Source organism: Streptomyces sp. NPDC088785 (genome assembly GCF_044750685.1).
Classification (GTDB): domain Bacteria; phylum Actinomycetota; class Actinomycetes; order Streptomycetales; family Streptomycetaceae; genus Streptomyces.
Genome location: NZ_JBIVKH010000009.1, coordinates 175,256 through 200,772, shown reverse-complemented (window position 1 = coordinate 200,772; position 25,517 = coordinate 175,256). Strand labels below are relative to the sequence as shown.

Annotated in this window: 23 protein-coding genes and 1 pseudogene; 17 read left to right on the top strand and 7 right to left on the bottom strand. The window is 73.5% G+C overall.

Features of this window, described 5'->3' with window-relative positions:
• Positions 1-7: 7 nt before the first annotated feature.
• From ACIP5K_RS24410 to ACIP5K_RS24400, 3 genes are read right to left on the bottom strand one after another with little or no spacing between them, the layout of a single operon-like run.
• Positions 8-445 (bottom strand): roadblock/LC7 domain-containing protein, encoded by a 438-nt coding sequence (locus ACIP5K_RS24410; protein ID WP_401412616.1) that lies wholly within the window; start codon positions 443-445, stop codon positions 8-10.
• Entirely contained in the window at positions 442-2,928 is a 2,487-nt protein-coding gene (locus ACIP5K_RS24405; protein ID WP_401412614.1) for a nitrate- and nitrite sensing domain-containing protein, read from the bottom strand. The genes ACIP5K_RS24410 and ACIP5K_RS24405 overlap by 4 nt, the downstream gene beginning before the upstream one ends.
• Before the next feature lie 49 nt (positions 2,929-2,977).
• Entirely contained in the window at positions 2,978-3,754 is a 777-nt protein-coding gene (locus ACIP5K_RS24400) for an MHYT domain-containing protein (protein WP_401412612.1), read from the bottom strand.
• 216 nt (positions 3,755-3,970) lie between these two features.
• Here ACIP5K_RS24400 and ACIP5K_RS24395 point away from each other — a divergent pair, with 216 nt between their 5' ends.
• The 3 genes and pseudogenes from ACIP5K_RS24395 to ACIP5K_RS24385 all read left to right on the top strand — a co-directional run.
• The gene (locus ACIP5K_RS24395) at positions 3,971-4,588 is read left to right on the top strand and encodes a class I SAM-dependent methyltransferase (protein ID WP_401412611.1); all 618 of its coding nucleotides are present in this window, start codon (positions 3,971-3,973) and stop codon (positions 4,586-4,588) included.
• Between the two features lie 181 nt (positions 4,589-4,769).
• The gene (locus ACIP5K_RS24390; RefSeq protein WP_401412609.1) at positions 4,770-5,741 is read left to right on the top strand and encodes a hypothetical protein; all 972 of its coding nucleotides are present in this window, start codon (positions 4,770-4,772) and stop codon (positions 5,739-5,741) included.
• 112 nt (positions 5,742-5,853) lie between these two features.
• Positions 5,854-6,195: pseudogene (locus ACIP5K_RS24385) on the top strand (hypothetical protein); the annotation flags it as partial.
• Between the two features lie 314 nt (positions 6,196-6,509).
• Here ACIP5K_RS24385 and ACIP5K_RS24380 read toward each other — a convergent pair.
• Both ACIP5K_RS24380 and ACIP5K_RS24375 read right to left on the bottom strand, forming a co-directional pair.
• The gene (locus tag ACIP5K_RS24380; protein WP_401412608.1) at positions 6,510-6,692 is read right to left on the bottom strand and encodes a hypothetical protein; all 183 of its coding nucleotides are present in this window, start codon (positions 6,690-6,692) and stop codon (positions 6,510-6,512) included.
• 143 nt (positions 6,693-6,835) lie between these two features.
• On the bottom strand, positions 6,836-7,873 hold the full coding sequence (locus ACIP5K_RS24375; RefSeq protein WP_401412606.1) for a fatty acid desaturase family protein: 1,038 nt from the start codon (positions 7,871-7,873) through the stop codon (positions 6,836-6,838).
• Between the two features lie 334 nt (positions 7,874-8,207).
• Here ACIP5K_RS24375 and ACIP5K_RS24370 point away from each other — a divergent pair, with 334 nt between their 5' ends.
• The 6 genes from ACIP5K_RS24370 (at position 8,208) to ACIP5K_RS24345 (ending at position 16,245) form a co-directional block, all read left to right on the top strand.
• Positions 8,208-11,144: a DEAD/DEAH box helicase gene (locus ACIP5K_RS24370; protein ID WP_401412604.1), complete on the top strand. Its 2,937-nt coding sequence runs from the start codon at positions 8,208-8,210 to the stop codon at positions 11,142-11,144.
• Entirely contained in the window at positions 11,141-12,529 is a 1,389-nt protein-coding gene (locus ACIP5K_RS24365; RefSeq protein ID WP_401412602.1) for an SWF or SNF family helicase, read from the top strand. Before ACIP5K_RS24370 ends, ACIP5K_RS24365 begins: the two co-directional genes overlap by 4 nt.
• Before the next feature lie 101 nt (positions 12,530-12,630).
• Positions 12,631-13,710: a type III polyketide synthase gene (locus ACIP5K_RS24360; RefSeq protein WP_401412600.1), complete on the top strand. Its 1,080-nt coding sequence runs from the start codon at positions 12,631-12,633 to the stop codon at positions 13,708-13,710.
• Positions 13,707-14,927 carry a cytochrome P450 gene (locus ACIP5K_RS24355; RefSeq protein ID WP_401412598.1) on the top strand — a complete coding sequence of 407 codons (1,221 nt, stop codon included), beginning with the start codon at positions 13,707-13,709 and terminating at the stop codon, positions 14,925-14,927. The genes ACIP5K_RS24360 and ACIP5K_RS24355 overlap by 4 nt, the downstream gene beginning before the upstream one ends.
• On the top strand, positions 14,924-15,487 hold the full coding sequence (locus tag ACIP5K_RS24350) for a cupin domain-containing protein (protein ID WP_401412596.1): 564 nt from the start codon (positions 14,924-14,926) through the stop codon (positions 15,485-15,487). Before ACIP5K_RS24355 ends, ACIP5K_RS24350 begins: the two co-directional genes overlap by 4 nt.
• Before the next feature lie 5 nt (positions 15,488-15,492).
• A complete protein-coding gene (locus tag ACIP5K_RS24345) occupies positions 15,493-16,245 on the top strand; it encodes an SDR family NAD(P)-dependent oxidoreductase (RefSeq protein WP_401412594.1) in 753 nt (250 codons plus the stop codon).
• A 10-nt stretch (positions 16,246-16,255) separates the two neighbouring features.
• Here ACIP5K_RS24345 and ACIP5K_RS24340 read toward each other — a convergent pair whose 3' ends face one another.
• Positions 16,256-17,482 carry an acyl-CoA dehydrogenase family protein gene (locus ACIP5K_RS24340; RefSeq protein WP_401412593.1) on the bottom strand — a complete coding sequence of 409 codons (1,227 nt, stop codon included), beginning with the start codon at positions 17,480-17,482 and terminating at the stop codon, positions 16,256-16,258.
• 163 nt (positions 17,483-17,645) lie between these two features.
• On the opposite strand from ACIP5K_RS24340, the gene ACIP5K_RS24335 reads away from it, so the two are divergent.
• The gene (locus ACIP5K_RS24335) at positions 17,646-18,299 is read left to right on the top strand and encodes a TetR family transcriptional regulator (RefSeq protein ID WP_401412592.1); all 654 of its coding nucleotides are present in this window, start codon (positions 17,646-17,648) and stop codon (positions 18,297-18,299) included.
• Positions 18,300-18,312: 13 nt separating this feature from the next.
• On the opposite strand, the gene def is transcribed toward ACIP5K_RS24335, so the two are convergent.
• Positions 18,313-18,861 carry a peptide deformylase gene (def, locus tag ACIP5K_RS24330; protein WP_401412590.1) on the bottom strand — a complete coding sequence of 183 codons (549 nt, stop codon included), beginning with the start codon at positions 18,859-18,861 and terminating at the stop codon, positions 18,313-18,315.
• A 129-nt stretch (positions 18,862-18,990) separates the two neighbouring features.
• Here def and ACIP5K_RS24325 point away from each other — a divergent pair, with 129 nt between their 5' ends.
• The 7 genes from ACIP5K_RS24325 to ACIP5K_RS24295 all read left to right on the top strand — a co-directional run bounded on the left by ACIP5K_RS24325 (position 18,991) and on the right by ACIP5K_RS24295 (position 25,478).
• The gene (locus tag ACIP5K_RS24325) at positions 18,991-20,229 is read left to right on the top strand and encodes a MurT ligase domain-containing protein (protein WP_401412588.1); all 1,239 of its coding nucleotides are present in this window, start codon (positions 18,991-18,993) and stop codon (positions 20,227-20,229) included.
• A gap of 46 nt (positions 20,230-20,275) precedes the next feature.
• On the top strand, positions 20,276-21,010 hold the full coding sequence (locus tag ACIP5K_RS24320; RefSeq protein WP_111663520.1) for a type 1 glutamine amidotransferase: 735 nt from the start codon (positions 20,276-20,278) through the stop codon (positions 21,008-21,010).
• Between the two features lie 195 nt (positions 21,011-21,205).
• The gene (locus ACIP5K_RS24315) at positions 21,206-22,231 is read left to right on the top strand and encodes a 6-phosphofructokinase (RefSeq protein ID WP_401412586.1); all 1,026 of its coding nucleotides are present in this window, start codon (positions 21,206-21,208) and stop codon (positions 22,229-22,231) included.
• 124 nt (positions 22,232-22,355) lie between these two features.
• Positions 22,356-23,312 carry a cytochrome c oxidase assembly protein gene (locus ACIP5K_RS24310; protein ID WP_401412585.1) on the top strand — a complete coding sequence of 319 codons (957 nt, stop codon included), beginning with the start codon at positions 22,356-22,358 and terminating at the stop codon, positions 23,310-23,312.
• A gap of 101 nt (positions 23,313-23,413) precedes the next feature.
• Positions 23,414-23,572, top strand: a complete 159-nt coding sequence (locus ACIP5K_RS24305) for a hypothetical protein (RefSeq protein ID WP_401412583.1) — start codon at positions 23,414-23,416, stop codon at positions 23,570-23,572.
• A gap of 91 nt (positions 23,573-23,663) precedes the next feature.
• Positions 23,664-24,380 (top strand): lysophospholipid acyltransferase family protein, encoded by a 717-nt coding sequence (locus ACIP5K_RS24300; RefSeq protein ID WP_401412581.1) that lies wholly within the window; start codon positions 23,664-23,666, stop codon positions 24,378-24,380.
• Between the two features lie 63 nt (positions 24,381-24,443).
• The gene (locus tag ACIP5K_RS24295) at positions 24,444-25,478 is read left to right on the top strand and encodes an NAD-dependent epimerase/dehydratase family protein (protein ID WP_401412580.1); all 1,035 of its coding nucleotides are present in this window, start codon (positions 24,444-24,446) and stop codon (positions 25,476-25,478) included.
• Positions 25,479-25,517: the final 39 nt, after the last annotated feature.

Here is a 25,517-nt window from a genome sequence, read left to right as displayed (position 1 = left end):
CGACCCCTCAGCCCGCGGGGGCCGACGGTCCGCCGAACCGGGCCGGGGTACGCAGGTGTTCGCCCACCCGCTTCACCAGGAGCGCCATCTCGTAGGCCACGAGTCCGATGTCGGCCATGGCCGTGCTCAGGACCGCGAGGCAGGAGCCGTCCCCCGCGGCGGCCACGAACAGGAACGCGTCGTCCATCTCCACCATGGTCTGCCGCACCCCGCCGGTGCCGAAGTGGCGGCCGGTGCCCTTGGCGAGACTGTTGAACCCGGAGGCGACGGCGGCGAGGTGTTCGGCGTCCTCGCGGCGTAGCCCGTGCGACGCGCCGACGGCGAGGCCGTCGTTGGAGAGCACCACCGCGTGCCGCACATCGGTGACCCGCGTGACCAGGTCGTCGAGGAGCCAGTCGAGTTCGCCGGCGCCGTGGGCGGCGCCGGTGGGCGGTTCCTTGATCATGTGAGGTCTCCTCCGCTGGTGTGACTGCCTGGTGGGCGACCGCCGCCCCGGACCCAGCCGTCCCTGAAGGACGTCATGCGGGCCCTGACCTGTGCGGGGGTGGGTTCCCCCGGTGCCGCGACGTTCCGTACCGAAGGGGGCCGGTCCTCGGCGCGCGTCCGCAGTTGGGGCGCGAGGCTGGCCTGGCGCACCCGGCGCGGCAGGCCGCCGGTGTCCGCGTCCTCGTCGCCGCCCGGGCCGGGCGGCACGCGCGGGCGGAGCGGGGTGGCACCGGACGGGGGCGGAGTGCCGTCCGGCGCCGGTCCCAGGGGGGCGAGTGCCGGGCGGGGGGCGGGCGCGGGGACGGGGTTCTTGTTCATGGGCGCTGCTTCGGGCTCGGGCACGCGCGCGTAGCGGCGCTCTTCTTCGGGTGGTGGCTGGGAGTTCTTTGTGGGGGCGCCGTGCTCGTGCAGCAGGGAGGCCGGTATGAGGACCACGGCGGTGGTGCCTCCGTAGGGGGACGTGCGCAGGCTCACCCTGATGGCGTGGCGCCGGGCCAGCCGGCTCACCACGAAGAGGCCGAGCCGGTCGCTGTCGAACAGGTCGAGCGTGTCGGACTGCCGGATGCGTTCGTTCGCCTCGGCGAGGATCTCTTCGCCCATGCCGAGTCCGCGGTCCTCGATCTCGACGGCGTAGCCGTTGGCGACGGGTTCACCGCTGACGCGCACCCTGGTGTGCGGGGGTGAGAACTGTGCGGCGTTCTCGACCAGTTCGGCCAGCAGGTGGGTGAGGTCCGCGACGGCGGCGCCCGCGACGTCGACGGCCGCGAGGTGGCGTATCTCCACGCGCGCGTAGTCCTCGATCTCCGAGACGGCGGCCCGGCAGACGTTGGTCAGCGGAACGGGCACCCGCCAGGCGCGGCCGGGTGCGGCCCCGGAGAGGATGATGAGGCTCTCCGCGTGGCGCCGCATCCGGGTGGTGAGGTGGTCGAGGCGGAAGAGGTCGGCGAGTTCGCCGGGGTCCTCGGTGCGGCGCTCCATGGTGTCCAGGAGAGCGAGCTGACGGTGGACGAGGACCTGGCTGCGCCGGGCCAGATCGACGAAGACGCCGGAGATGCCGCCGGCGAGTTCGGCGCGCTCCACGGCGGCGTGCAGGGCCGCGCGGTGCACGGTGGTGAGCGCTTCGCGGACCTGCCCGGTCTCGTCCTCCGCGGGTGGGCCCTGGGGCGCCTCCGCCGCCACGTCGATCTCCTGTCCGGCCCGCAGTCTGCTCATGGCGTGCGGGAGTTTGCGCCGGGCGATCTCCAGGGCGGTGGTGCGCAGGCCGGTCAGTTCGACGACGAGACCGCGGCCGATCCGCACGGAGATCACCAGGGAGGCGGCCACGGCGACGAGGCCGAAGAGCACGGCCGCGCCCGCCGGTGAGAGCAGCCCCCTGGTGATCGGATCGGTGCGGCCCGTCGCGGTGCCGACCCCGATGGCCCGCATGCCGTCCTGCACGGTGGCGTGGGCGACGACCCAGGCGGCCGTGGTCGCCGCGGCGGGCGTCGTGCGGCCGGGCGGTGCGCGGAGCACCCGGTCCTCGACGGCGCGTACGTCGCCGTACGCGTCGCCCGCCGCCAGCCGGTCCCACGCGGCCCGTCCGGGTCCGCGCAGGTCGGTGGTCGCCGTGTCGGTCAGTGTCCTGCGGGCCTGCGCGGCTCCGACGAACAGCCGCAGCCGCACGTCGTCCAGGTCCCCGGCCAGGCGGGCGCTCGTCAGCAGGGTGTTCTCGCGGGACAGCATCTCGGCCGCGCGGCCCAGTTCGAGCAGGACGCGCGCGTCGGAGTCCGTCGCCGGGTCCTGGATGCCGGTGAGCGCGCCGACGGTGGCGAAGGCCGCCTCGATGCTCCGGGTGTACCGCTCGTAGGCGGCGTCCCAGCCGGTGCGCCGCTCCAGCAGCGCGACGCGTGCGGTGCGCAGTCGGTCGGCGCCCGAGGTGAAGGCCCCGAGCCGGTCGGCCACCGCGTGCGGCAGGTCCGCGCCGTCGGCGACGGTGATGCCGCGGCCGGGACGCAGGGCGGCGACGGCACGGTCGGTCGCGGTGCCGAGCCGCTTGACGACATCGCCCCGGTCGGCCGCGGGCGCGCTGGCGTAGCCGACCGCCGCCTCCCGTTCCGCCTGGAGCGCCGTCACGGCCCGGAGGACGGGCCCGCGGATCGTCGCGTCGGCCCGTTGCGCCTGCCGGATCCGCGCGACGTCCTGGGTCGTCGCCACGGTCGCGTAGCCCCACAGGGCGAGCAGGGACACGACGGGCACCATCAGCAGGCAGATGATCTTCGCCCGGACCGTGCGGGGCCGCAGGTGCCTCCCTCCCGCGCGCGTGGGCGGCGGGTCCGGTGCCGGTCCGCCGGCGGTGGCGGCGTCCTCGGCGGCGGGTGGTCCCGCGTGGGCGCGCCGCCCGCGCGGGAGGAACGCGGGTCTCGGCGGCGGACCTGAACCGGAGGTACGGCGGGGCGGGCGCATGGGCTCCTCGATCGGGGTGGGGTGCGGCGGACGCGTCGCGGGCCGACGGTCAGCGGACCGTGCTGTCCTCCAGGGGGTGCGGGGCGGGCGCGGGCGCGTCGCGTTCCCGCTCGGTCGGGGACAGCGCGACGAAGGCCGAGGTCAGGAAGAGGTACGAGCCGAGCCCCACCGCGAGGGGGAAGACGAACTGCATCGCCGACGCGCCGGACAGGGGTGCCGTGGCGGGCGCCACCCGCACACTCACCGCGAGCATGCCGGTGTAGTGCATGCTGCTCACCGCGCCGCCCATGACGAGGGAGGCGACCGTCACCGCCGCCGGTGACGTGATGTGCAGACCCGCCCAGAGCGCGACGGTCGCGGCGACGACGGCGACGACCACGGAGAGCGCCACGAGGACGGGGTCGTAGCCGATGCTGCCGTGCAGCCGCAGGGCGGCCATGCCCAGGTAGTGCATGCTCGCGACGCCGAGCCCGGTGGTGAGGCCGCCCAGGGCGAGGGCCCGGCCCCGGTCCCGACTGTGGCCGACGGCGAAGATCCCGGCGCCGACGACGGCCATCGCGACGACGAGGCTCAGGAGGGTGAGCGGCACGTCGTAGCGGATGTCGGTGCCGGTGACGCCGAAGCCGAGCATCGCCACGAAGTGCATCGTCCAGATGCCGGTGCCGAGGGCCGAGGCCGCGGTGAGGAGCCAGTTGCGCCGGGTACGCCCGGTGGCGTCGAGGGCGCGCACCGTGCAGCGCAGGCCGAGCGCCGCCCCGACGCACGCCATCAGATACGACAGCACGGGGGTCAGCCAGCCGAAGGTCGCGTGGTCCAGGTGTCCCATGGCCCACGGACGCTAGCCCCGGTGGGGGCGCACAACTGGGGCGCATTTCGAAAGGTGTGGGAAGTTGACCGAGGTGCGGCACGGAACGACCACGCCAGGGTCGAACGTGTGCACCGTACGCGCTTGCGACCCTTTCGGTTCGGACCGGGACCTTTCGACCGCGCGCCGTCCCGCGGACCGCCGTGGTCGTCGGTGGTCTGCGCCATCATGGTGCGCATGAGCGACGATCCCGCACGCGTGCAGGAATTCTTCTCGGCGCGGGCCGCCGACTGGGACTCCCGCTTCCCCGACGACGGTCCCGCGTACACGGCGGCGGTGGCCGCGCTGGGGCTGCGCCCCGGCGACCGGGTGCTCGACGCGGGCTGCGGCACGGGACGGGCGCTGCCGCCGCTGCGTGCCGCCGTGGGGCCCTCGGGGACGGTCCTGGGCGCCGACCTGACCCCGGCGATGCTGGCGGCGGCCGTGCGGGCGGGCCGGGACGGTCACGGACGGCTGCTCCTGACCGACGTGTCCCGGCTGCCGCTGCGCCCGGCTGCCCTGGACGCGGTCTTCGGCGCGGGCCTGATCTCGCACCTGCCGCACCCCGAGGAGAACCTTCGCGAACTCGCGCGCGTGGTGCGCCCCGACGGGGTCCTCGCCCTCTTCCATCCGATCGGCCGGGCGGCGCTGGCCGCGCGCCACGGCCGCCGGCTCACCGCGGACGACCTGCGGGCGGAGCCGAACCTCCGCTCCCTGCTGTCCGGTTCGGGCTGGCGGCTGACGTCGTACGTCGACGAGGACGAGCGCTTCCTCGCGCTGGCGGCCCGGGAGCGGGACGCGTCGTCGCCGGGGTGACGCCGCCGGACGCGTCGCGGCCCGTGGGGCACACAAAGCGCACACGCCTTGTCGACATGCTGTCCACCGGCCGCGTACATGCCTGACCCGGAGACTGATTTTCCTGGTCATCGCCCCTGTACGACATCGTCCGCGACTGGCTAAGGTCACGCCGACGGAACGTAGCTCAGGGGAGGCTGGCATGGCCGGGACGGACGACGCAGTCGCCACCGCGGACGACGCGCTGTACGTACTGACCGCGGTGTTGCTGACACCCGCGAAGTTCCCGAGCGTGCTCGGCGACGACTACCCGGAGGCGTGTGCGGCCCTGGGGCTCGCGCCGCTGGCCGACGGCTACGGCCTGGTGCTCGGTCAGGACGGGGACGGCGCCCGCTGGACGGTCGTCGTGGACGACGTGTCGCTCGTCGCCGTCGCCATCGCGTCCTGGGACTGCGGCATGGAGTACGACCTCTCGCCCGACGAGAGGAGCATGGTGTCGGCGCTGCCCGGCTGGCCGCTGGCGCTCGCGGTGGCGGCTCCGGGGGTTCCCGCGCCGCACGATCCCGCGCCCGACCCCGAGGCGGACGACGGGCCTCCGCTCACGCCGCCCGACACCGCGACCTGGGGGCCGGCCCAGCGGCGTCTGGGGGCGGACGAGATCGCCCTTCAGTGGGCCGAGTGGCGCGGGCAGATCGACGACGACCAGTTCGCCGCGGACGACACCGCGAGAGCGTCGAGCGCCCCCGCAGACAGCGCAGATACCGCGGACACCGCACACATCGCAGGCATCACAGACACCACAGACACCACAGACCCAGCCCGAACGGGCATTACGGCGACCACGGCCACTACGGCCACTACGGCCACCGGCGACGCCGAGCAGGGCGCGGCGGGCCCGCGCGCGTCCCATGCGGGCATCCGGCGGGTGCTGGCCGAGGCTCGCGCCTACATCGACTCACCGCCGCCGCCGGGCCGCGTGCGCTCGGCGTTCGCGTCCGGCGACGCCCGGACGTTGCGGGCGGACGGGCCCGGCTGGTCGATGGTGGCGCGGACGGACGACATCGCCTTCGTCCTGCTCGACGACGAGCCGGGGGAAGTGCTCCCGGTCGGCCGCGGCGCCGAACTTCCGGCGCTGCTCGACGCGCTCGACAAGATGGCCGTGCGTCCCGTCTGAACGGCTGCTGCCCCATAGGGCGTTGACACCCGGTGTGGGCCCGCCCCATAGGTACGTGCGGGTCGTGCGCCGACGATGGGGCCTCTTCATCCCCTCATGAGGAGGCCGTGCGATGCGCATGCCCAGAGTCGTTCCCCTGCTGGCCGCCGCTCTCGTGATGCCGGTCGCCTCGGGGGCGTCGCCTCCCGCGGGCGCGGCCGCGTCGGCGATCACGCCACAGGCCGTCCAGGCCACCCGGTCCACCCAGTCCACCCGGTGCGCACGGCTGGACCACGCGCGTGTGCCGGGCGCCGCCGTTCAGCGGAAGGCCTGCCTGAGCGACCTGACCACGGCGGGCCTGGCCGGTACCGCGTACACCGACATGGCCGATCAGGCCGGGCTGACCGCCAGGGGCACCCGCAGTCCCTCCGGGGTGCCCGGGATCCAGCTCGACGGCTATTTCCGCGACGGTACGCACGCGGACGGCCTGTTCGACACGTATCCGGACCGGCTGCGGCCGATCCTGCCGTGCTACCGGGACGCCTTCGACGCACTCACCCGATGGGTGGAGGACGGCACGAGGCCGCCCGCCGACCACACGGTGCGGCGGCCCGCGCGCGGTGACGTCGTCAACTCCTGCTCCATCGGCGCCTCCTAGGGACCTGGCCCTGCCGCGCGGAAGCCGCCCGTCCCGGGCCGACGTTCCGGCCCGCCGATCCGGGCCAACGTTCCGGGTCGACGTTCCGGGCGGCCGGTCCGGACCCGCCGTCGCGCCGGTCCTAGCGGCCCCTAGCGGCCGATCTCCCGGCGGGACACGCGGCGCAGCCTGCGGCGCTGCGACGGGTCGAGTGCCAGGTAGGCCGCGGCCGGCACGCCCAGCACGATGAGCAGGGCGGCCCACCAGGGCAGCCAGATCCACAGGATGATCCCGGCCGCCACGCCGCCCACGGCGATCTTCGCGTTCCTCGACATGTGTCTGGCCTCCTTCGGGGCGGCCCGCCCGCGGATGGGTGGAGCGGGCCCGCCTCTGTTGTGAAAAACGGGCTCGCGGCGTCCACGGTTCCGGTGGACGACCCTGAGATGTCCCTGATCCCGCCGCCCCGGGGCGGGGCCGGTCAGATGTCGGCCCGCAGCGGCTCTCCCACTTCATACATGTGCCGCAGCGCCTGCCGATAGGAGTCGACCAGGCCGGTCTCCGTGAACGGGACGCCGATCCGGTGGCAGTGCGCCTTCACCAGTGGCTGCGCGAGGCGCAGGTGGGGGCGGGGCATGCTGGGGAACAGGTGGTGCTCGATCTGGTAGTTGAGGCCGCCGAGGAACCAGTCGGTCAGGACGCCGCCCTCGATGTTGCGCGACGTGAGGACCTGGCGGCGCAGGTGCCCCCACTTGTCGCCGTCGGGGTCGGGCATCTCCATGCCCTTGTGGTTGGGCGCGAACGCCATGCCCAGGTGCAGCCCGAACAGCGCCTGGTGCAGCGCGGCGAAGGCGAGGGCGTGGCCGAGCGGCATGAGCGTCAGCAGCAGGGTGACGTAGCCGACGACGTGGGCGATGAGCAGCGTGCCCTCCACCAGTCGCTCGCGGCCGCTCTGGCGACGCAGGTCCTGGAACCCGGACACCTTCAGGGCGAGCCCTTCGAGGAGCGTGAGCGGGAAGAACAACCATGCCTGGTGGCGGGTGAGCCAGCCGCGGAAGCCGGTGCGCCTGGCGGCCTGCCCACTGGTGAACACGAGGACGTCGGCGGCGACGTCGGGGTCCTTGTCGATGTGGTTCGGGTTCGCGTGGTGCCGGTTGTGCTTGTGGTTCCACCAGGAGTAGCTCATGCCGAGGAGCAGATTGCCGTGGACGAGGCCGATGGCCCGGCTCACGGAGCGGTTGGCGGTGATCTGCGCGTGGCCGGCGTCGTGGCCGATGAACGCCGTGCGCGCGCCGAGGACGGCCAGGACGGGCGCGAGCGCCAGCACCCACCACGAGCCGCCGATGAGGGCCACGCCGGTCACCACGGCGGCGAGCGCGAGGGCGTTGACCGCGATGGTGCGCACGTACCAGCCGGTGCGCCGGGCGAGCAGCCCCCGGCCTCTGACCTCCCTCAGCAACGGTGTGAACTCACTGCTCGTGTCGGGCGGGGTCGGCGGTGCGGCGACGGCCAGCGGCATGGCTGTCCTCCGGTCTGTGGTGGGCGGCGGCGGAGCGGCGGGCTACGCGTCGGCCCGACCTCGTCGAACCTACGGATCGAGGGCCGCGGACAGCCATGGCGCCACCACCCGACCGCCCCAGGGGGCAGACCCACCACGGGCGGGGGGTTAGCCACACCCTTAAGGGTCGGGTGATCCAGGTCACGACTGGAGGATGTCCGTCCGCCGGTGCGGGCGATGTACTCTCGGCGCCTTCGGAGCGGGTAGTCAAATTTGACGACTTAACGTCTGCACCGGACGGCCGCGGTCGGCGACCGGGGCGGGCGCCCGGGACCGGACGACTCCGGGAGTCCGCATGTCTTCGAGACGGAAGAACGAGGAAGCAGCCATCTCCGAGCACACGCATCCCGCACCCACCGCCGCCGAGACGGCGGAACTCGTGCGCTGCGGCGCCCTGTTCCTGCCCGCCGACCCGGCGCGCGCCTCGACCGTCGCCTTCTGGGACCCGGACGGCGACGAGGTGGTCCTGCCGGAGGCCGCTTCCCGGGTCCAGGTGCCCCTGGTGCTGCCCGGCGAGCAGGCAGTCGAGCGGGTGACGGTGTCCGCCGTGGCCCTGCCGGTGCGGGCCGCCCTGCCGGTTCTCACCCGCGCGCGTGCGGCCGCGGACGCCGATCCGACCGCGGCCTTCTGGGGCGCCGCCGCCCTGCTGGCGTTGCAGTTCGCCGCCCGGGGGCTCCTGCTGCCCGGGCTGAGTGCCGAGGACCACGACGCGTGGCGGTGCGCCCCCCTGAGCGCACAGGATCTGGAACGGCTGCGGGAGCTGGCCGCCGCGATGCCGCCGCAGGCGCACGCCGTGCCGCTGGAAGGCCACGAGCCGCCCCGGCTGCACACCCCGGAGCGCCTGTTGCGGGCCTTCCTGGACGCGGTGGCCGACACGCTGCCGCGCTCCCCCGCCGCTCCGGCGGCCACCGGATCCGCCGGGTTCGCGGCGCCGGGCCCGCGCCGGGCGCCCGAGCTGCGCGCGTGGGCGGCGGATGTCGCGGCCGGGCACGACGCCGGGGTGCGGATCTCCCTGCGGGTGGAGGTGCCGGGGCTGGCGCGGGCCACCGACGAGGAGACCCGGACCGTGTTCCGGGCCGTGCCGCAGCTGCACAGCGTCGCCGACCCCACGCTGATGGCGGACGCGGCGGAGGTCTGGGCGGGCGGCGGTCCGGCCGCGCGGGCCTTCGGGGCGCGGGCCCGGATGGACGCGCTGCTGGCGCTGCGCCGCGCCTCGCGCGCGTGGGCGCCGCTCGCTCCGCTGCTGTCGGCCGCCGTGCCGGACGCCGTGGAGCTGGCCGACGACGAGGTCACCGAACTGCTCGGAGAGGGGGCGCGCGCCCTGTCGGCGGCCGGTGTCGAGGTGCACTGGCCGAAGGAACTCGCCCGGAAGCTGACGGCGCGCGCGGTGATCGGACCACCGGACGGCGATGGCGACGGCGACGGGGCCGACGGGAAGGGCGCGGACCGGCCCGCGTCGGGCGGGCCGTCGTTCCTGTCCGCCGACGCGCTGCTGGCGTTCGACTGGTCGTTCGCCCTCGGCGACCAGGAGTTGAGCCGCGCCGAGCTGGACCGGCTGGCAGAGGCGAACCGGCCGGTGGTGCGCCTGCGCGACCAGTGGGTGCTGATCGATCCGGACGAGGCGCGGCGGGCCCGCGCCCACCTGGACCGCAAGATCACCCCGGTCGACGCGCTGAGCGCCGTCCTGACGGGCTCGACCGAGGTGGACGGCCGCCGGGTCGACGTCCGGGCCACGGGGTGGCTGGCGGGGCTGCGGGACCGGCTCGCGGACCCCGAGGCGGCGGACCCCGCCCACCGGATCGAGCAGCCCGCCGCGCTGGCGGCGGATCTGCGCGACTACCAGCTGCGCGGTCTGAACTGGCTGGCCCGGATGACCTCGCTGGGCCTGGGCGCCTGTCTCGCCGACGACATGGGCCTCGGCAAGACGATCACGCTGATCGCCCTGCATCTGCACCGGCAGTCGGCGGCCGGGACCGCCGGGCCGACGCTGGTGGTGTGTCCGACGTCGCTGATGGGCAACTGGCAGCGCGAGATCGAACGGTTCGCGCCGGGCACCCCGGTGCGCCGCTTCCACGGCGGGCGCCGCTCCCTGGAGGACCTGGCGGACGGCGAGTTCGTCCTCACCACGTACGGGACGATGCGCCTCGACGCCGCCCAGCTGGCCGCCGTGTCCTGGGGGATGGTGGTCACCGACGAGGCCCAGCACGTGAAGAACCCCTTCTCGGCGACGGCCAGGGAGCTGCGCACCATCGGCGCACGCGCGCGGGTGGCGCTCACCGGCACCCCGGTGGAGAACAACCTCTCCGAGCTGTGGGCGATCCTGGACTGGACGACGCCGGGTCTGCTGGGCCGGCTCGGCACCTTCCGCACCCGTTACGCGCAGGCCGTCGAGGGCGGCAAGGACCCGGCGGCGGCCGAGCGGCTCGCGCGCCTGGTGGGGCCGTTCCTGCTGCGGCGCCGCAAGTCGGACCCCGGCATCGCGCCCGAGCTGCCGCCCAAGACCGAGACCGACCGCGCCGTGTCGCTGACGAAGGAGCAGACCGGCCTGTACGAGGCCGTGGTGCGCGAGACGCTGGCGGAGATCTCGGGAGCCGAGGGCTTCGCGCGGCGCGGTCTCGTCGTCAGACTGCTGACGGCGCTGAAGCAGATCTGCAACCATCCGGCGCAGTACCTCAAGGAGGAGCGGCCGCGCATCGCCGGCCGCTCGGGCAAGCTGGAACTGCTCGACGAACTCCTCGACACGATCCTGGCCGAGGACGCGGGTGTCCTCGTCTTCACGCAGTACGTACAGATGGCCCGTCTGGTGGAGCGGCACCTGGCGGACCGGGGTGTCGCGAGCCAGTTCCTGCACGGGGGCACCCCGGTCGCGCGGCGCGAGGAGATGGTGCGGCGCTTCCAGGAGGGGGAGGTGCCGGTCTTCCTGCTCTCCCTGAAGGCGGCCGGCACCGGGCTCAACCTCACGCGCGCGGAGCACGTCGTGCACTACGACCGGTGGTGGAACCCGGCGGTGGAGGCCCAGGCCACCGACCGCGCCCACCGGATCGGGCAGACGCGCCCGGTCCAGGTGCACCGGCTGATCACGGAGGGCACGATCGAGGACCGCATCGCCGAGATGCTGGTCCGCAAGCGCGAACTGGCGGACGCGGTCCTGGGCGCGGGCGAGGCGGCCCTGACCGAGCTCAGCGACGCCGACCTGGCCGATCTGGTCGAACTGCGAGGGGGATCCCGATGAGCGGCCCGCTGAACGCCCCGGGGGACGGCGGCACGGACGACGGCACGGACGACGTGTACGACGACCGGGACGCGTCCGGCGGCACCGGCGACGACACCGGCGACGACACCGACGCCCACGAGCGCATCTTCGCGGCCCTGCCGCCCGCCCGGGGCCGCGGCTTCGCGGACACCTGGTGGGGCCGGGCCTGGCTCAAGGCCCTGGAGGACACCGCCCTCGACCTCTCCCAGCTCAAGGCGGGCCGCGGGCTGGCACGGGCCGGGGCGGTCGGCGCGGTGTCCGTGCGGCCGGGCCGGATCACCGCTGTCGTACGGGACCGGAGCGGCGCCCCGCACCGCTCGGACGTGCTGCTGCACCAGTTGGACGGCGACGACTGGGACCGCCTCCTGGGGATGGCCGTCGAACGGTCGGGGCACATCGCGGCTCTCCTGGACCGCGAGATGCCGCCGCACCTGGTGGAGGACGCGGCGGCGGCCGGCGTGGAACTGCTGCCGGGGATCGGCGACTTGGAGCCCCGGTGCGGCTGTGACGCGTGGGACCACTGCGCGCACACGGCCGCGCTCAGCTACCAGGTGGCGCGGCTCCTCGACCAGGACCCCTTCGTGCTGCTCCTGCTGCGCGGGCGGGACGAACGGTCGCTGCTCGACGAACTCCAGGTGCGCAGCGCGGCGGCGGCCGACCCCGCGCCGCCCCGGCCCGAGGGCGCGGAGACCGCCGGGGTGGACGCCGCCGATGCCTACGCGTCGGCGATCGTGCTGCCGCCCCTGCCCCCGGCGCCGCCCCTGCCCGACGGGCCGGGGCTGCCGCCCGCCCTGGACACCGAGACGGCGCCCGGCGGGGACACGGACGTCGACGCGCTGGAGTTCCTGGCCGCACAGGCCGCCGCCGAGGCCCACCGGATGCTGGCCGACGCCCTGACCACCGGGCACGAACAGCGGCCCGCACCGGCGGCGTTGTCGCCCTCGGCGGACGCCGCGCGGCTGGCCTCCGCAGGACCGCCGGAGCACATCGCCGCCCGGCTCGCCCGGGCGTCGGGCAGGGACCGGGAGGGTCTCGCGCTGGCGGCCCGCGCCTGGGACCTGGGGGGCGTCGCCGCCCTCGCGGTCCTGGAGGAGGCGTGGACCCCCGACGCCAAGAGTGCCGCACGCGCGCGTGCGGCACTCGAAGCGGCCTGGGAGGACGACGAGCGGCCGGCTCTCACGGGCGCGCGCGGGCGCTGGACGGTCCGGGACGGAACGGCACAGGTGCGGCTGGGACGCGACGGGCGGTGGTGGCCGTACCGCAAGGAACGGGGCCGCTGGGCGCCCGCGGGCCCCGCCGCGTCCGATCCGGCGGCCGCGCTCGCCGGTGCGCTGGGCACCGGCCGCGCGACCGGCATGGAGTAGTCCGACGGGACGTACGGCACGCGGCGGGTGATCGTGGGTGGACCTCCCTGGTGACAGGGAGGTCCATCTTCAGCCGGGGGGCGACCAGAAGGCGCAGGCTCATGGCCACTTTGTGCAGACCCGCTGTCTCCGTGCCCGAACACGTCATCACCATGGAAGAGACGCTCGCTCTGGCCCGCTCCCACCACGCCGACCACCCCCAACTCCCGCTGGCGCTGCGCCTCATCGAGAACACGGGCGTCCGGACCAGGCACCTCGTGCAGCCCATCGAGGAGACCCTGAAGCACCCCGGGTTCGAGGACCGCAACACGCTCTACCAGGCGGAGGCGAAGGCCCGGGTGCCCGCCGTGGTGCGGCGCGCGCTGGACGACGCGCAGCTCAGGGCCGCCGACATCGACGTGATCATCTATGTGTCCTGCACGGGCTTCATGATGCCGTCGCTGACCGCCTGGCTGATCAACGAGATGGACTTCTCCAGCGACACCCGGCAGATACCGATCGCCCAGCTGGGCTGCGCGGCGGGCGGCGCCGCGGTGAACCGGGCGCACGACTTCTGCACGGCCTACCCGGACGCGAACGCGCTGATCGTGGCCTGCGAATTCTGCTCGCTGTGCTACCAGCCGACCGACCTGGGCATCGGCTCGCTGCTGTCGAACGGGCTCTTCGGCGACGGCGTCGCGGCGGCCGTGGTGCGCGGCCGCGGCGGCACGGGCATCGCCCTGGAGCGCAACGGCTCGTACCTCATCCCGAAGACCGAGGACTGGATCGCGTACGACGTGCGCGCCACCGGATTCCACTTCCTGCTCGACAAGCGGGTGCCGACGACCATGGAACCGCTCGCTCCGGCGCTCCAGGAGCTGGCGGGGCTGCACGGCTGGAACGCCTCGGAGCTGGACTTCTACATCATTCACGCGGGCGGGCCGCGGATCCTGGACGACCTCAGCAAGTTCCTCCGGGTCCCGCCGAACGCGTTCCGGTTCAGCCGGGCCACGCTCACCGAGTACGGCAATATCGCCAGTGCCGTGGTCCTGGACGCGCTGCGCCGGCTCTTCGACGAGGGCGGCGCGCACGACACGGCCCGCGGCATGCTCGCCGGGTTCGGCCCCGGGATCACCGCGGAGATGTCGCTGGGCCGCTGGACCTCGCGGGACCGTGCGGCGCTCGTGGAGGCCGCCGTATGACCGAGGAGACCACCACCAGGCCGCCGGTCCGGCCGTGGCCGGCCCTGGACCTGCACGGGGTCGACTTCGATCCCGTGCTGAGCGAGCTGATGGCCGAGGGCCCGGTGACGCGCGTCCGGCTGCCCCACGGCGAGGGCTGGGCCTGGCTGGTCACGCGCTACGACGACGTGCGCGCCGTGACCAACGATCCGCGCTTCAGCCGCGAGGCGGTCGTGGGGCGTCAGGTCACCCGGCTCGCCCCGCACTTCATCCCGCAGGCGGGAGCCGTCGGTTTCGCCGACCCGCCCGAGCACACGCGGCTCAGGCGGGCCGTGGCGTCGGCGTTCACCACGCGCGGGGTGGAACGGCTGCGCACGCGCGCGCAGGAGATGCTGGACGAGCTGGTGACCGGCCTGCTGCGCGACGGTCCGCCCGCCGACCTCACCGAGCGCCTGCTGGCGCCGTTCCCGATCGCGGTCATCTGCGAGCTGATGGGGGTGCCCGCCGCGGACCGGCAGCTGATGCACACCTGGACGCAGCTGATCCTGTCGTCGGCGCACGGGGCCGATGCCAGCGAGCGCGCCAAGGACGAGATGTCGGCCTACTTCGCCCGGCTGATCCGCTCGCGCGACGACGGCAGCGGCGAGGACGTCGCCTCCCTGCTCGGCACGGCCGTGGGGGCGGGCGAGCTGACCGAGGACGAGGCGGTCGGCCTCGCGGTCCTCGTGCAGATCGGCGGCGAGGCCGTCACGAACAACAGCGGCAACATGCTCTACATCCTGCTCACGCGTCCCGACCTCGCCGAGCGGCTGCGCGCCGAGCCGGAGCTGCGCCCCCGGGCCATCGACGAGCTGCTGCGCTACATCCCGCACCGCAGCGCCGTCGGCCTGTCCCGCATCGCCCTGGAGGACGTCGACGTGGCCGGCGTGCGCATCGGCGAGGGCGACCCGGTCTACGTGTCCTACCTGGCGGCCAATCGCGACCCGGACGTCTTCCCGGATCCGGACCGGATCGACTTCGACCGGGGCGCCAATCCGCACGTCTCCTTCGGCTTCGGACCGCACTACTGCGTGGGCGGCATGCTGGCGAAGCTGGAGTCGGAGCTGCTGGTGGACGCGCTGCTCGACCGCTTCCCCGGGCTGCGCCTCGACGTGCCGCCGGAGCGGGTCCCGTTCCGCAGGGGCGCGTTGATCCGCGGCCCCGAGGCCCTTCCGGTGACCTGGTCGACGGCCGGATGACGGCGCTGACGCCCCCGGAGGGGCTCCTTGTGCCGCCCGGGCACGGCCGCACCGTGCGCACGCCCGCCCAGCAGGTCACCTTCAAGGTCACCGGGGACCACTCGCGCAGCGCGTCCAGCTTCGAGGTCGTGGTGCCGCCGGGCTTCGACGTCGGCGCCCATGTGCACACGCGGAGCGAGGAGTTGTTCTACGTCCTCGAAGGGGAGCTGGACGTGCTCGCCTTCGAACCGCGGGTGCGGACGCCCGACGACTGGCGGCGCTGGCGGTCCCCCTCGGGCAACGGGGTGGTGCGGGCGACGCCGGGCACGGTGATCGTGGTGCCGCCGGGCTGCCCGCACGCGTTCGCCAACCCGGCGGACACCCCGGCGAAGATGTTCTTCCAGGCGTCTCCCCCGCCGGACCACGAGCGCTACTTCGAGGAACTGCTGGAGATCCTCTCGGCGGACGGCCCGCCCGACCACGCGGCGATCGCCGACCTGCGTTCGCGCTACGACATCGAACAGCTGACGCCGTTGCGCCATGGTGGTCACCTCGACGACGCGCCAAGCAGGAGGAGTTGAGAGCCATGTTGCTCGACGGGAGAGTCGCGCTCGTGTACGGCGGGGGCGGGGCCATCGGCGGCGCCGCCGCACGCGGTTTCGCGCGGGAGGGGGCCTCGGTGTTCCTCGCGGGAAGGTCCCTGGCGCCGGCCGAGCGGGTCGCTGCCGCGATCAGGGAGGCCGGGGGCACCGCGGAGGCCTTCGAGGTGGACGCGCTCGACGAGAGCGCCGTACAGGGCTTCGTGGACGGCCTCGCGGAGCGGACGGGCCGGATCGACATCTCGTTCAACCTCATCGGCGTCGGCGACGTCCAGAAGCCGCTGACGGAGCTGACGGTCGACGAGTTCCTGGCGCCGATCGAGAACACGATGCGCACCCAGTTCCTGACCACGCGCGCGGCGGCCCGCCACATGGCGGCCCGGCGCTCGGGCGTCGTGCTCGCCTTCGGCGGTTCCGGCCCGCAGACCCAACCGGGCCTGGGCGGCTTCAAGGTGTCCCTGGACGCGCTGGAGGGGCTGCGCCGGCAGTGGGCCTGTGAGCTGGGCCCGTCCGGGATCCGGGTGGTGACGCTGAAGACCGGCGGCATCCCGGAGAGCCTGCCGGCCGACTTCGAAGGGCGCGCGGAGCTGACCGAGCAGCTGACCGCCCCCACGCTGCTGGGCCGCGCGGCGACCCTCGCCGACGTGGGCGAGGTCGCCGCGTTCGTGGCCAGCGACCGCGCCCGCACGATGACGTCCGCGACGGTGAACGTCTCGTGCGGGGCGCTGGCCGACCCCTGAGCGGTGGCCGCTAGCGGATCGGCATGCCGGACAGGGTGCGGGCGATGACCAGGCGCTGGATCTCGCTCGTACCCTCGAAGATCGTGTAGATCGCCGCGTCGCGGTGCATGCGCTCCACGGGGTACTCACGCGTGAAGCCGTTGCCGCCGAGGATCTGGACGGCCTGGGCGGTGACCTTCTTGGCGGTCTCGCTCGCGAACAGCTTGGACATGGAGCCCTCGGCGTTCTCGAACTTCTTGCCGGTGGTCGCCATCCAGGAGGCGCGCCACACCAGCAGGCGCGCGGCGTCGATCGAGGTGCGCATGTCGGCCAGCTGGAAGGCGACGCCCTGGTTGTCGATGATCGGGCGGCCGAACTGCTCACGCGTCTTGGCGTACTCCAGCGCCTCCTCGTAGGCGGCGCGGGCGGTGCCGACCGCCATCGCGCCGACGGCGGGGCGGGAGGCCTCGAAGGTCGCCATGGCGGCGTTCTTCACGCGCTCGCCGCCCTTGCGGGCCTTCTCGCGCGAGCGGGCCAGCCGCTCGTCCAGCTTGTCCTTGCCGCCGAGCAGGCAGGAGCCGGGGATCCGCACGTTCTCCAGGACGACCTCGGCGGTGTGCGAGGCGCGGATGCCGTGCTTCTTGAACTTCTGGCCCTGGGACAGGCCCGGGGTGTTCGGCGGCACGATGAAGGACGCGTGGCCCTTGGAGCCGAGCGCGGGGTCCACGGAGGCGACGACCACGTGGACGTTGGCTATGCCGCCGTTGGTCGCCCACGTCTTGGTGCCGTTGAGCACCCACTCGTCCTTGGCCTCGTCGTAGACGGCGCGCGTGCGCATGGCCGCGACGTCCGATCCCGCGTCCGGCTCGGAGGAGCAGAAGGCGGCCACCTTCACGTCGTTCACGTCGCCGTACATCTGCGGGATCCAGGTGCCGATCTGCTCCTCGGTGCCGTTGGCGAGGACGCCGACCGCGGCGAGGCCCGTGCCGACGATGGACAGCGCGATGCCCGCGTCGCCCCAGAACAGCTCCTCCATGGCCATGGGGATGCCGAGGCCGCTCGGGTCGAAGAATTGCTGCGCGTAGAAGTCGAGGGAGTAGATTCCGAGCTTGGCCGCTTCCTGGATGACCGGCCAGGGGGTCTCCTCGCGCTCGTCCCACTCGGCGGCCGCGGGGCGGATCACGTCGGCGGCGAAGCCGTGCAGCCAGGCACGGACTTCCTTCTGCTCGTCGTTGAGATCCATCGTGAACTCGGCCATGACCCCTCCAGGGCTGCGTGCACTGCATGTGTTACTTGCGGTAACGAGAGTCTGTTACTCGCCAGTAGCCCCTGTCAACCTCCGAGCGGGCGTTCGATCCCGCTTCGGTGGCGGGTGTTACCTTTCGCGTGCGTCAAGCAATCGCACGGGCGGGGAGATCGTCATGGAGACCAGGCAACGGACGGACCAGCGCGCGGAGCAGCAGTCCGCCGCCGAGCGCCGGCGGCGTGAGCTGCTGGAGGCCGCGGACCGCGTGGTGCTCCGGGACGGCCCCGGGGCCTCGATGAACGCCATCGCCGCCGAGGCCGGGATCACCAAGCCCATCCTGTACCGGCACTTCGGCGACAAGGGCGGACTGTACGCGGCCCTGGCCAAGCGGCACACGGACGCCCTGCTGTCCTCGCTGCGGGCGGCCCTGGACGCCCCCGCGGAGCGGCGCGAGCGGGTCGAGGCCACGCTGGACACCTACCTCGCCGCGATCGAGGCCAGGCCGCAGGTCTACCGCTTCCTGATGCATCCGGCGGAGGGCGCCCCCGTCGAAGCCGGGTTCGACGTGGGACGGCACTCCGCGCCGCTGCTGCGCCGGATGGGCGAGGAACTGGCCGAGGTCGTCGAGGAGCGGGTCGAGCTCGGGCCCGGGAGCCAGCAGCTCGCGCGCGTGTGGGGGCACGGGATCGTCGGGATGATGCACGCCGCCGGTGACTGGTGGCTCGGCGAACGGCCGTGCTCGCGGGCCGAATTGGTGCGCGGGCTCGCCGATCTGCTGTGGGGGCGGCTCGCCGCCGCGGGCGACAAGGAGGGCGGGCCCGGCTTCTGACCGGCGCCCGGCCCTAGCGGAGCGCTTTGGCCCACGGCGCCCTAGCCGCCTGGCGCAGCACCCGGCGGCGGCGCCAGCCGGTGACCCGGTCGGCGTAGATCCGGCCCTCCAGGTGGTCGCACTCGTGCTGGAGGCACCGGGCGAACCAGCCCGTGCCGTGGACCACGACCGGGTCGCCCGCCAGATTCCGGCCCTCCACGCGCGCGTGGTCGAAGCGCGGGGTCCCCGCCTCCAGGCCCGGCAGCGACAGACAGCCCTCGGGGCCGCGGACCACGACCCCGTCCGCCTCGACCAGCCGCGGGTTCACCAGATGCCCGACGTGGCGGACGTCGTCGTCGTCCTCGCAGTCGTAGACGAAGACGCGCAGGGACACACCGATCTGGTTCGCGGCGAGGCCGACGCCCTGAGCCGCGTACATTGTCGCGTACATGTCCTCGACGAGCCGGGCGAGGGACGGGCCGAAGTCCGTCACCTCGGCGCACGGGTCGTGCAGCACGGGGTCACCGAGCAGGGTCAGGGGTCGAACGCGCCCGGAGGCGCCCGGTACAGAGCCGTGTCGCATGTGCGCAAGGGTACGGTCGAGCGGTACCCCGAGCCGCAGTTCGGGCTTGTCAGGGGATCTCGATAGGCTGGGCCAGGAAAGCGATGCCGGGGGCAGGCGCGGCGCCGTACGCAAGGAGGACCCAAAAAGATGGCAGGCAACTCGGAGTCGATGACTCCGCGGGCCAAGCTCGCCGTGACGGCGGGCAAGGCCGCGGCCGCGGTGTCGCGCGCGGCAGGCCGCGGCAGCGGTTCGGTGATCGGCGGCAAGGTCGCGCTCAGGCTCGACCCCGAGCTGCTCGGGCGGCTCGCCCAGCACCTGGACACGGTGCTCGTCTCGGCCACCAACGGCAAGACGACCACCACCCGCCTCATCGCCGAGGCCCTGCGCGCCAGCGGCGAGGTCGTCTCGAACGCGCTGGGCGCGAACATGCCTGCCGGAATCACCTCCGCCCTGGCCGGCGGTTCGGAAGCCAGGTTCGGCGTCATCGAGGTCGACGAGAAGTACCTCGCCGGTGTCGCCCGGGACGTGGCCCCCAAGGCCATCGCGCTGCTCAACCTCTCGCGCGACCAGCTCGACCGCGCGGCCGAGACCCGCATGCTCGCCGAGAAGTGGCGCGAGGGGCTGGCCGGTTCGAAGGCCATCATCATCGCGAACTCGGACGACCCGCTGGTCGTCTGGGCCGCGTCGTCCTCGCCGAACGTCGTATGGGTCGCGGCGGGGCAGGAGTGGAAGGACGACGCCTGGTCCTGCCCGGCCTGCGGCGGTGTGATGCAGCGCCCGGGCGACGACTGGTTCTGCGGCGAGTGCGGATTCCGCCGCCCGACGGCGAGCTGGGCGCTCCAGGGCGACTACGTCCTCGACCCGCACGGCTCCGCCTGGCCGATCCACCTCCAGCTGCCGGGCCGGGCCAACAAGGCGAACGCGGCGACCTCCGCCGCCGTCGCCGCCTGCTTCGGCGTGCCGCCGCAGGTGGCCCTGGAGCGGATGTACCAGGTGCAGGCCGTGGCCGGCCGCTACGACGTCGTGCAGTTCCAGGGCCGCGACCTGCGGCTGCTGCTCGCCAAGAACCCGGCGGGCTGGCTCGAAACGTTCACTCTGATCGACCCGCCGCCCACCCCGGTGATCCTCTCGGTGAACGCGCGGGGCGCGGACGGCACCGACACCTCCTGGCTGTGGGACGTCGACTACACCCGGCTGGCCGGGCACCCGATCGCCGTCATCGGCGACCGCAAGCTCGACCTCGCGGTGCGTCTGGAGGTGGCCGGCCTGCAATTCCAGGTCTGCGACACCCTCGACCAGGCCGTGCAGGCCTCCCCGCCCGGACGGATCGAGCTGATCGCCAACTACACCGCGTTCCAGGACGTCCGCCGCCGCGTCGGCAACTGACCCGGAACCCCAGTTCAGCGGCTCGAGCCAGCGAAGGATCATGAGCATGAGTGACAGCAGCCTGCGTCTCGTGTGGGTCTACCCCGACCTGCTCAGCACGTACGGAGACCAGGGCAACGCCCTGGTGGTGGAGCGCCGGGCCAACCAGCGCCGCCTCCAGGTCGAGCGGGCCGACGTCCGCAGCGACCAGCCGGTCCCCACCTCCGGCGACATCTACCTGATCGGCGGCGGCGAGGACCGGCCGCAGCGGCTGGCCGCGGAGCGGCTGCGCCGCGACGGCGGCCTGCAACGCGCGGTGGCCAACGGCGCCATCGTGTTCTCGGTGTGCGCCGGGTACCAGATCCTCGGCCACGAGTTCATCAACGACCTCGGGGAGCGGGAGCCGGGCCTCGGCCTGCTCGACGTCGTCTCCACCCGCGGCGAGGGCGAGCGGTGCGTCGGCGACGTCCTGGGCGACATCGACCCGCAGCTGGGGCTGCCGCCGCTGACCGGGTTCGAGAACCACCAGGGCATCACCCACCTCGGCCCGTCGGCCCGGCCCTTCGCCCGTACCCGCATCGGCAAGGGCAACGGCACGGGGGACGGCACCGAGGGCGCGTTCAACGACACGGTGTTCGGCACGTACATGCACGGGCCGGTGCTCGCACGGAACCCGCAGATCGCCGACCTGCTGCTGAAGCTGGCGCTGGACGTCAACGCGCTGCCGCCGGTCGACGACCGGTGGTACGAGGCGCTGCGCAACGAGCGGATCGCGTCGGCGACCGCCGCCCAGCCCGCCTGATCGCCCGCCCCCGGGGCGGCCGATCACACGGCTCCCCGAGCCCCTTCGGGGCGCTTCCTCGCCCAAATGAGCGGCCGTGTCCACCTGGCGGACGCCTCTTACGGGCAGCCCCCCGGACGCGGCTAAGGTAGCCGCGATCCAGCCGGACGACGTGGTCCGGTCGTCGGGCCACGTCTGCAAAGGTATTCCGGGCTTATGCGTATTGGTGTCCTCACTTCAGGCGGCGACTGTCCCGGCCTGAACGCAGTGATCCGTTCGGTCGTGCACCGGGCCGTCGTCGACCACGGCGACGAGGTCATCGGCTTCCACGACGGGTGGAAGGGGCTGCTCGAATGCGACTACCGGAAGCTGGACCTGGACGCGGTGGGCGGCATCCTCGCCCGCGGCGGCACCATCCTCGGCTCGTCCCGGGTGCAGCCCGCGCACCTGCGTGACGGCGTGGACCGGGCCAAGGGCCACGTCGCCGACCTCGGCCTCGACGCCATCATCCCGATCGGCGGCGAGGGCACGCTGAAGGCGGCCCGGCTGCTGTCCGACAACGGGCTGCCGATCGTCGGCGTACCGAAGACGATCGACAACGACATCGCTGTCACGGACGTGACCTTCGGCTTCGACACCGCGGTCGGTGTCGCGACCGAGGCCCTCGACCGGCTGAAGACCACCGCCGAGTCGCACCAGCGGGTGCTGATCGTCGAGGTCATGGGCCGGCACACCGGCTGGATCGCGCTGCACTCGGGCATGGCCGCCGGCGCGCACGCCGTCGTCGTGCCGGAGCGCCCCTTCGACATCGACGAGCTGGCCGCGAAGGTCGGCAAGCGGTTCGACGCGGGCAAGAAGTTCGCGATCGTCGTCGCCGCCGAGGGGGCCAAGCCGCGCGCCGGGTCGATGGCGTTCGACGAGGGCGTCAAGGACATGTACGGCCACGAGCGGTTCGCCGGGATCGCCCGCCAGCTCTCCATCGAGCTGGAGGAGCGGCTCGGCAAGGAGGCCCGGCCGGTGATCCTCGGCCATGTGCAGCGCGGCGGCACCCCGACCGCGTACGACCGGGTGCTGGCCACCCGCTTCGGCTGGCACGCCGTGGAGGCCGTGCACCGCGGCGAATTCGGACACATGACCGCGCTGCGCGGCACCGACATCGTCATGGTGTCGCTCGCCGAGGCCGTGGAGACCCTCAAGACGGTTCCCGAGGAGCGCTACGCCGAAGCGGAGTGCGTGCTCTAGCTCCCCTCCCGCCCCTGTCGGCCCCTCCCCCGACGGAGAACCGCCCCCGGCCGATGTCACGGCCGGGGGCGGTTCTAGTCTGGTGGCGCACAATCCGTACGAATCGAGCACCGGGAGCCGGCCGATGGATCACAGCGGGCACGGCATGGACGGCATGGATCTGCCGCCGTTCACGCTGGGGAACGGCCTTCAATGGTCGGCCGACCCCTTCTTCCTCGTCGGCTGCCTCCTCGCCCTGGCGCTCTACGGCTGGGGCGTCGTCCGCCTCGCGCGGCGCGGGGACGCCTGGCCGGTGGCCCGTACCCTCTCGTTCGGCGTGGGCGTGGTCACCATCGGCCTGGTGATGTGCACCAAGCTCAACGACTACGGCATGGTCATGTTCAGCGTGCACATGGTGCAGCACATGGTGATCAGCATGCTGTCGCCGATCCTGCTGCTGATGGGCGCCCCGGCCACGCTGGCGCTGCGGGCGCTGCCGGTGGCGTCGAAGCGCGGCAGCAAGGGCCCGCGCGAGCTGCTGCTGATGCTGCTGCACAGCCGCTACATGCGGATCGTGACGCATCCCGCGTTCACCATCCCGCTGTTCATCGCGAGCCTGTACGTCCTGTACTTCACGCCCCTCTTCGACTTCCTGATGGGCTCGCAGGTCGGGCACCTGGCGATGATGGTGCACTTCCTCGCCGTGGGCGTGGTCTTCTTCTGGCCGATCATGGGCGTGGACCCGGGACCGCACCGGCCCGGCTACGTGATGCGGATGCTGGAGCTGTTCGCGGGCATGCCGTTCCACGCGTTCTTCGGGATCGCGCTGATGATGGCGAGCACCACGATGGTCGGCACCTTCGAGAACCCGCCGGCCTCCCTGGGCCTGGATCCGATGTCCGACCAGACGGCCGCCGGCGGCATCGCCTGGGCGTTCAGCGAGGTGCCGTCGGTGCTCGTGCTGCTCGCGCTGCTGTTCCAGTGGAAGAAGTCCGAGGAGCGCCAGGCGCGGCGCAAGGACCGCGCCGCGGACCGGGACGGCGACAAGGAACTGGAGGCGTACAACGCCTATCTGGCCTCGCTGAACGCACGCGGGCAGTAGCGCCACGGGGCCCTCCCGGGTGAGGATGGTCCCCTGGCCGCGGCACGGGCGCCGCACAACACCGCCGTACGGCGTCCCGGCTGCCGGGAGGAGGGTGTGTGATGCCCGGATCCACGAAGACGATGGGCGTGTTCACCGTCGGCGGCCTGGTGGCCGTGACCGCCTACACGGTGGCGCTCGGAAGCAACGGCTGGCTGTGGTTCGGCTGGATCGTACTGGGCCTGATCACCGTGGCGATGGTCGCCTCGAACAACCCCTGACACCGCACGCGGCCCGGCCCACGCGTGCGCGCCGGGCACCGGTCACCGTGCGTTCGCGCTCGTACGTGCTCTCTGGGGGAAGGCGACGGTCATGTTCTACCGACTGCTCAAGTATGTGATCCTCGGGCCGCTGCTGCGGCTGATGTTCCGGCCGCGCATCGAGGGGCTGGAGCACGTCCCGGACGAGGGGGCCGCGATCGTCGCGGGGAACCACCTGTCGTTCTCGGACCACTTCCTCATGCCGGCGATCCTCAAGCGGCGCATCACGTTCCTGGCGAAGGCCGAGTACTTCACCGGTCCCGGGGTGAAGGGCCGGCTGACGGCCGCGTTCTTCCGCAGCGCCGGGCAGATCCCGGTCGACCGCTCCGGCAAGGAGGCGGGGCAGGCCGCGATCCGCGAGGGGCTCGGGGTCCTCGGCCGCGGCGAGCTGCTCGGCATCTACCCGGAGGGCACCCGCTCGCACGACGGCCGTCTGTACAAGGGCAAGGTCGGGGTCGCGGCGATGGCCCTGAAGGCGGGGGTGCCGGTGGTCCCGTGCGCGATGATCGGCACGTTCGAGGCGCAGCCGCCGGGCCAGAAGATCCCGAGCATGCGCCGCATCACCATCCGCTTCGGCCGCCCGCTGGACTTCGCGCGGTACGCGGGGATGGCCGACGAGAAGGTGATCCTGCGGGCGGTCACCGACGAGATCATGTACGCGATCCTGGAGCTGTCCGGTCAGGAGTACGTCGACACGTACGCGGCGCAGGTCAAGGCGGAGGCCGAGGAGGCCCGCGCCAGGAAGTTCCCGCGGATGCCCTTCGGCTGAGTCTCTCTGCGGTGAGCAGAAGAGCATGGGCCCGGGCGCCCCGGTCACCGTACGGTCCGGGACATGAAGACAGCTCTGGTGATCGGTGCGGCAGGACAGATCGGGCGGCCCGCGGTGCGGGCGCTCGCGCGGGACGGGTGGGCGGTGACGGCCGCCTCGCTCGGGGGCGGCCGGGACGCGGGGTGGCCGGACGAGGTGCGGCCGGTGCGGCTGGACCGGGAGGACGGGGCCGCCGTCGCGGCGCTCGTCGGGGACGGGGTCGACCTCGTCGTCGACCTGGTGGCGTTCACGCCGGAGCACGGGCGGCAGCTGGCGGACCTCGCCGGCCGGATCGGGTCGGCGGTCGTGGTGTCGAGCGGCTCGGTCTACGTGGACGGGCGCGGCCGGGGTTTCCACACGCAGGAGGAGCCGGACGGCTGGCCGGAGTACCCCGTGCCGGTCCCGGAGACCTGGCACACGCATGACCCGTCGGGCGACGGCTACGGCCCGCGCAAGATACGCATCGAGCGGGACCTGCTGGCGCTCGGCGAGCGGCTGCCGACGACCGTGCTGCGGGCGTCCGCCGTGTACGGGCCGCACTGCCGCACCCCGCGCGAGCTGTACTTCGTGAAGCGGAACCTGGACGGGCGCCGGACGCGGGTGCTCGCGTACAAGGGGCGGAGCGTCTTCCATCCGGCGAGCGTGCACAATCTCGCCGAGCTGGTGCGGCTGGCGGCGGCGCGGCCGGGGTCGCGGGTGCTGAACGGGGCCGATCCCGATCACCCCTCGGTCGCTGGGATCGGCGCGATGGTCGACGCGCTGATGGGGGTGGAGACGGAGTCGGTGCTCGTCGACGGGCCGCCGCCCGCGCCGAACGTCGGGGATTCGCCGTGGTCGGTGCCGCACCCGCTGATCGTCGACATGTCGGCAGCGGCCCGCGAGCTCGGCTACCGGCCGGTGACGACGTACGCCGAGGCGCTGCCGGAGACGGTGGAGTGGCTGGCCGCGCGGCTGCGCGGGCGGGACTGGCGGGAGGGCTTCCCGAAGATGCTGGCCTCGTACGGGGCCGGGATCTTCGACTACGCGGCCGAGGACGCCTGGCTGGCGGAGCGGAAATGACGGACGGCCCGGCCCCCTGCGCGGGGGCCGGGCCGCTCG

Excerpts from the sequence above, each read along its gene's own strand:
- ACIP5K_RS24410 (WP_401412616.1), bottom strand. The coding sequence starts at position 445 with ATGATCAAGGAACCGCCCACCGGCGCCGCCCACGGCGCCGGCGAACTC.
- ACIP5K_RS24405 (WP_401412614.1), bottom strand. The coding sequence starts at position 2,928 with ATGCGCCCGCCCCGCCGTACCTCCGGTTCAGGTCCGCCGCCGAGACCC.
- ACIP5K_RS24400 (WP_401412612.1), bottom strand. The coding sequence starts at position 3,754 with ATGGGACACCTGGACCACGCGACCTTCGGCTGGCTGACCCCCGTGCTG.
- ACIP5K_RS24395 (WP_401412611.1), top strand. The coding sequence starts at position 3,971 with ATGAGCGACGATCCCGCACGCGTGCAGGAATTCTTCTCGGCGCGGGCC.
- ACIP5K_RS24390 (WP_401412609.1), top strand. The coding sequence starts at position 4,770 with ATGGCCGGGACGGACGACGCAGTCGCCACCGCGGACGACGCGCTGTAC.
- ACIP5K_RS24380 (WP_401412608.1), bottom strand. The coding sequence starts at position 6,692 with ATGTCGAGGAACGCGAAGATCGCCGTGGGCGGCGTGGCGGCCGGGATC.
- ACIP5K_RS24375 (WP_401412606.1), bottom strand. The coding sequence starts at position 7,873 with ATGCCGCTGGCCGTCGCCGCACCGCCGACCCCGCCCGACACGAGCAGT.
- ACIP5K_RS24370 (WP_401412604.1), top strand. The coding sequence starts at position 8,208 with ATGTCTTCGAGACGGAAGAACGAGGAAGCAGCCATCTCCGAGCACACG.
- ACIP5K_RS24365 (WP_401412602.1), top strand. The coding sequence starts at position 11,141 with ATGAGCGGCCCGCTGAACGCCCCGGGGGACGGCGGCACGGACGACGGC.
- ACIP5K_RS24360 (WP_401412600.1), top strand. The coding sequence starts at position 12,631 with ATGGCCACTTTGTGCAGACCCGCTGTCTCCGTGCCCGAACACGTCATC.
- ACIP5K_RS24355 (WP_401412598.1), top strand. The coding sequence starts at position 13,707 with ATGACCGAGGAGACCACCACCAGGCCGCCGGTCCGGCCGTGGCCGGCC.
- ACIP5K_RS24350 (WP_401412596.1), top strand. The coding sequence starts at position 14,924 with ATGACGGCGCTGACGCCCCCGGAGGGGCTCCTTGTGCCGCCCGGGCAC.
- ACIP5K_RS24345 (WP_401412594.1), top strand. The coding sequence starts at position 15,493 with ATGTTGCTCGACGGGAGAGTCGCGCTCGTGTACGGCGGGGGCGGGGCC.
- ACIP5K_RS24340 (WP_401412593.1), bottom strand. The coding sequence starts at position 17,482 with ATGGCCGAGTTCACGATGGATCTCAACGACGAGCAGAAGGAAGTCCGT.
- ACIP5K_RS24335 (WP_401412592.1), top strand. The coding sequence starts at position 17,646 with ATGGAGACCAGGCAACGGACGGACCAGCGCGCGGAGCAGCAGTCCGCC.
- def (WP_401412590.1), bottom strand. The coding sequence starts at position 18,861 with ATGCGACACGGCTCTGTACCGGGCGCCTCCGGGCGCGTTCGACCCCTG.
- ACIP5K_RS24325 (WP_401412588.1), top strand. The coding sequence starts at position 18,991 with ATGGCAGGCAACTCGGAGTCGATGACTCCGCGGGCCAAGCTCGCCGTG.
- ACIP5K_RS24320 (WP_111663520.1), top strand. The coding sequence starts at position 20,276 with ATGAGTGACAGCAGCCTGCGTCTCGTGTGGGTCTACCCCGACCTGCTC.
- ACIP5K_RS24315 (WP_401412586.1), top strand. The coding sequence starts at position 21,206 with ATGCGTATTGGTGTCCTCACTTCAGGCGGCGACTGTCCCGGCCTGAAC.
- ACIP5K_RS24310 (WP_401412585.1), top strand. The coding sequence starts at position 22,356 with ATGGATCACAGCGGGCACGGCATGGACGGCATGGATCTGCCGCCGTTC.
- ACIP5K_RS24305 (WP_401412583.1), top strand. The coding sequence starts at position 23,414 with ATGCCCGGATCCACGAAGACGATGGGCGTGTTCACCGTCGGCGGCCTG.
- ACIP5K_RS24300 (WP_401412581.1), top strand. The coding sequence starts at position 23,664 with ATGTTCTACCGACTGCTCAAGTATGTGATCCTCGGGCCGCTGCTGCGG.
- ACIP5K_RS24295 (WP_401412580.1), top strand. The coding sequence starts at position 24,444 with ATGAAGACAGCTCTGGTGATCGGTGCGGCAGGACAGATCGGGCGGCCC.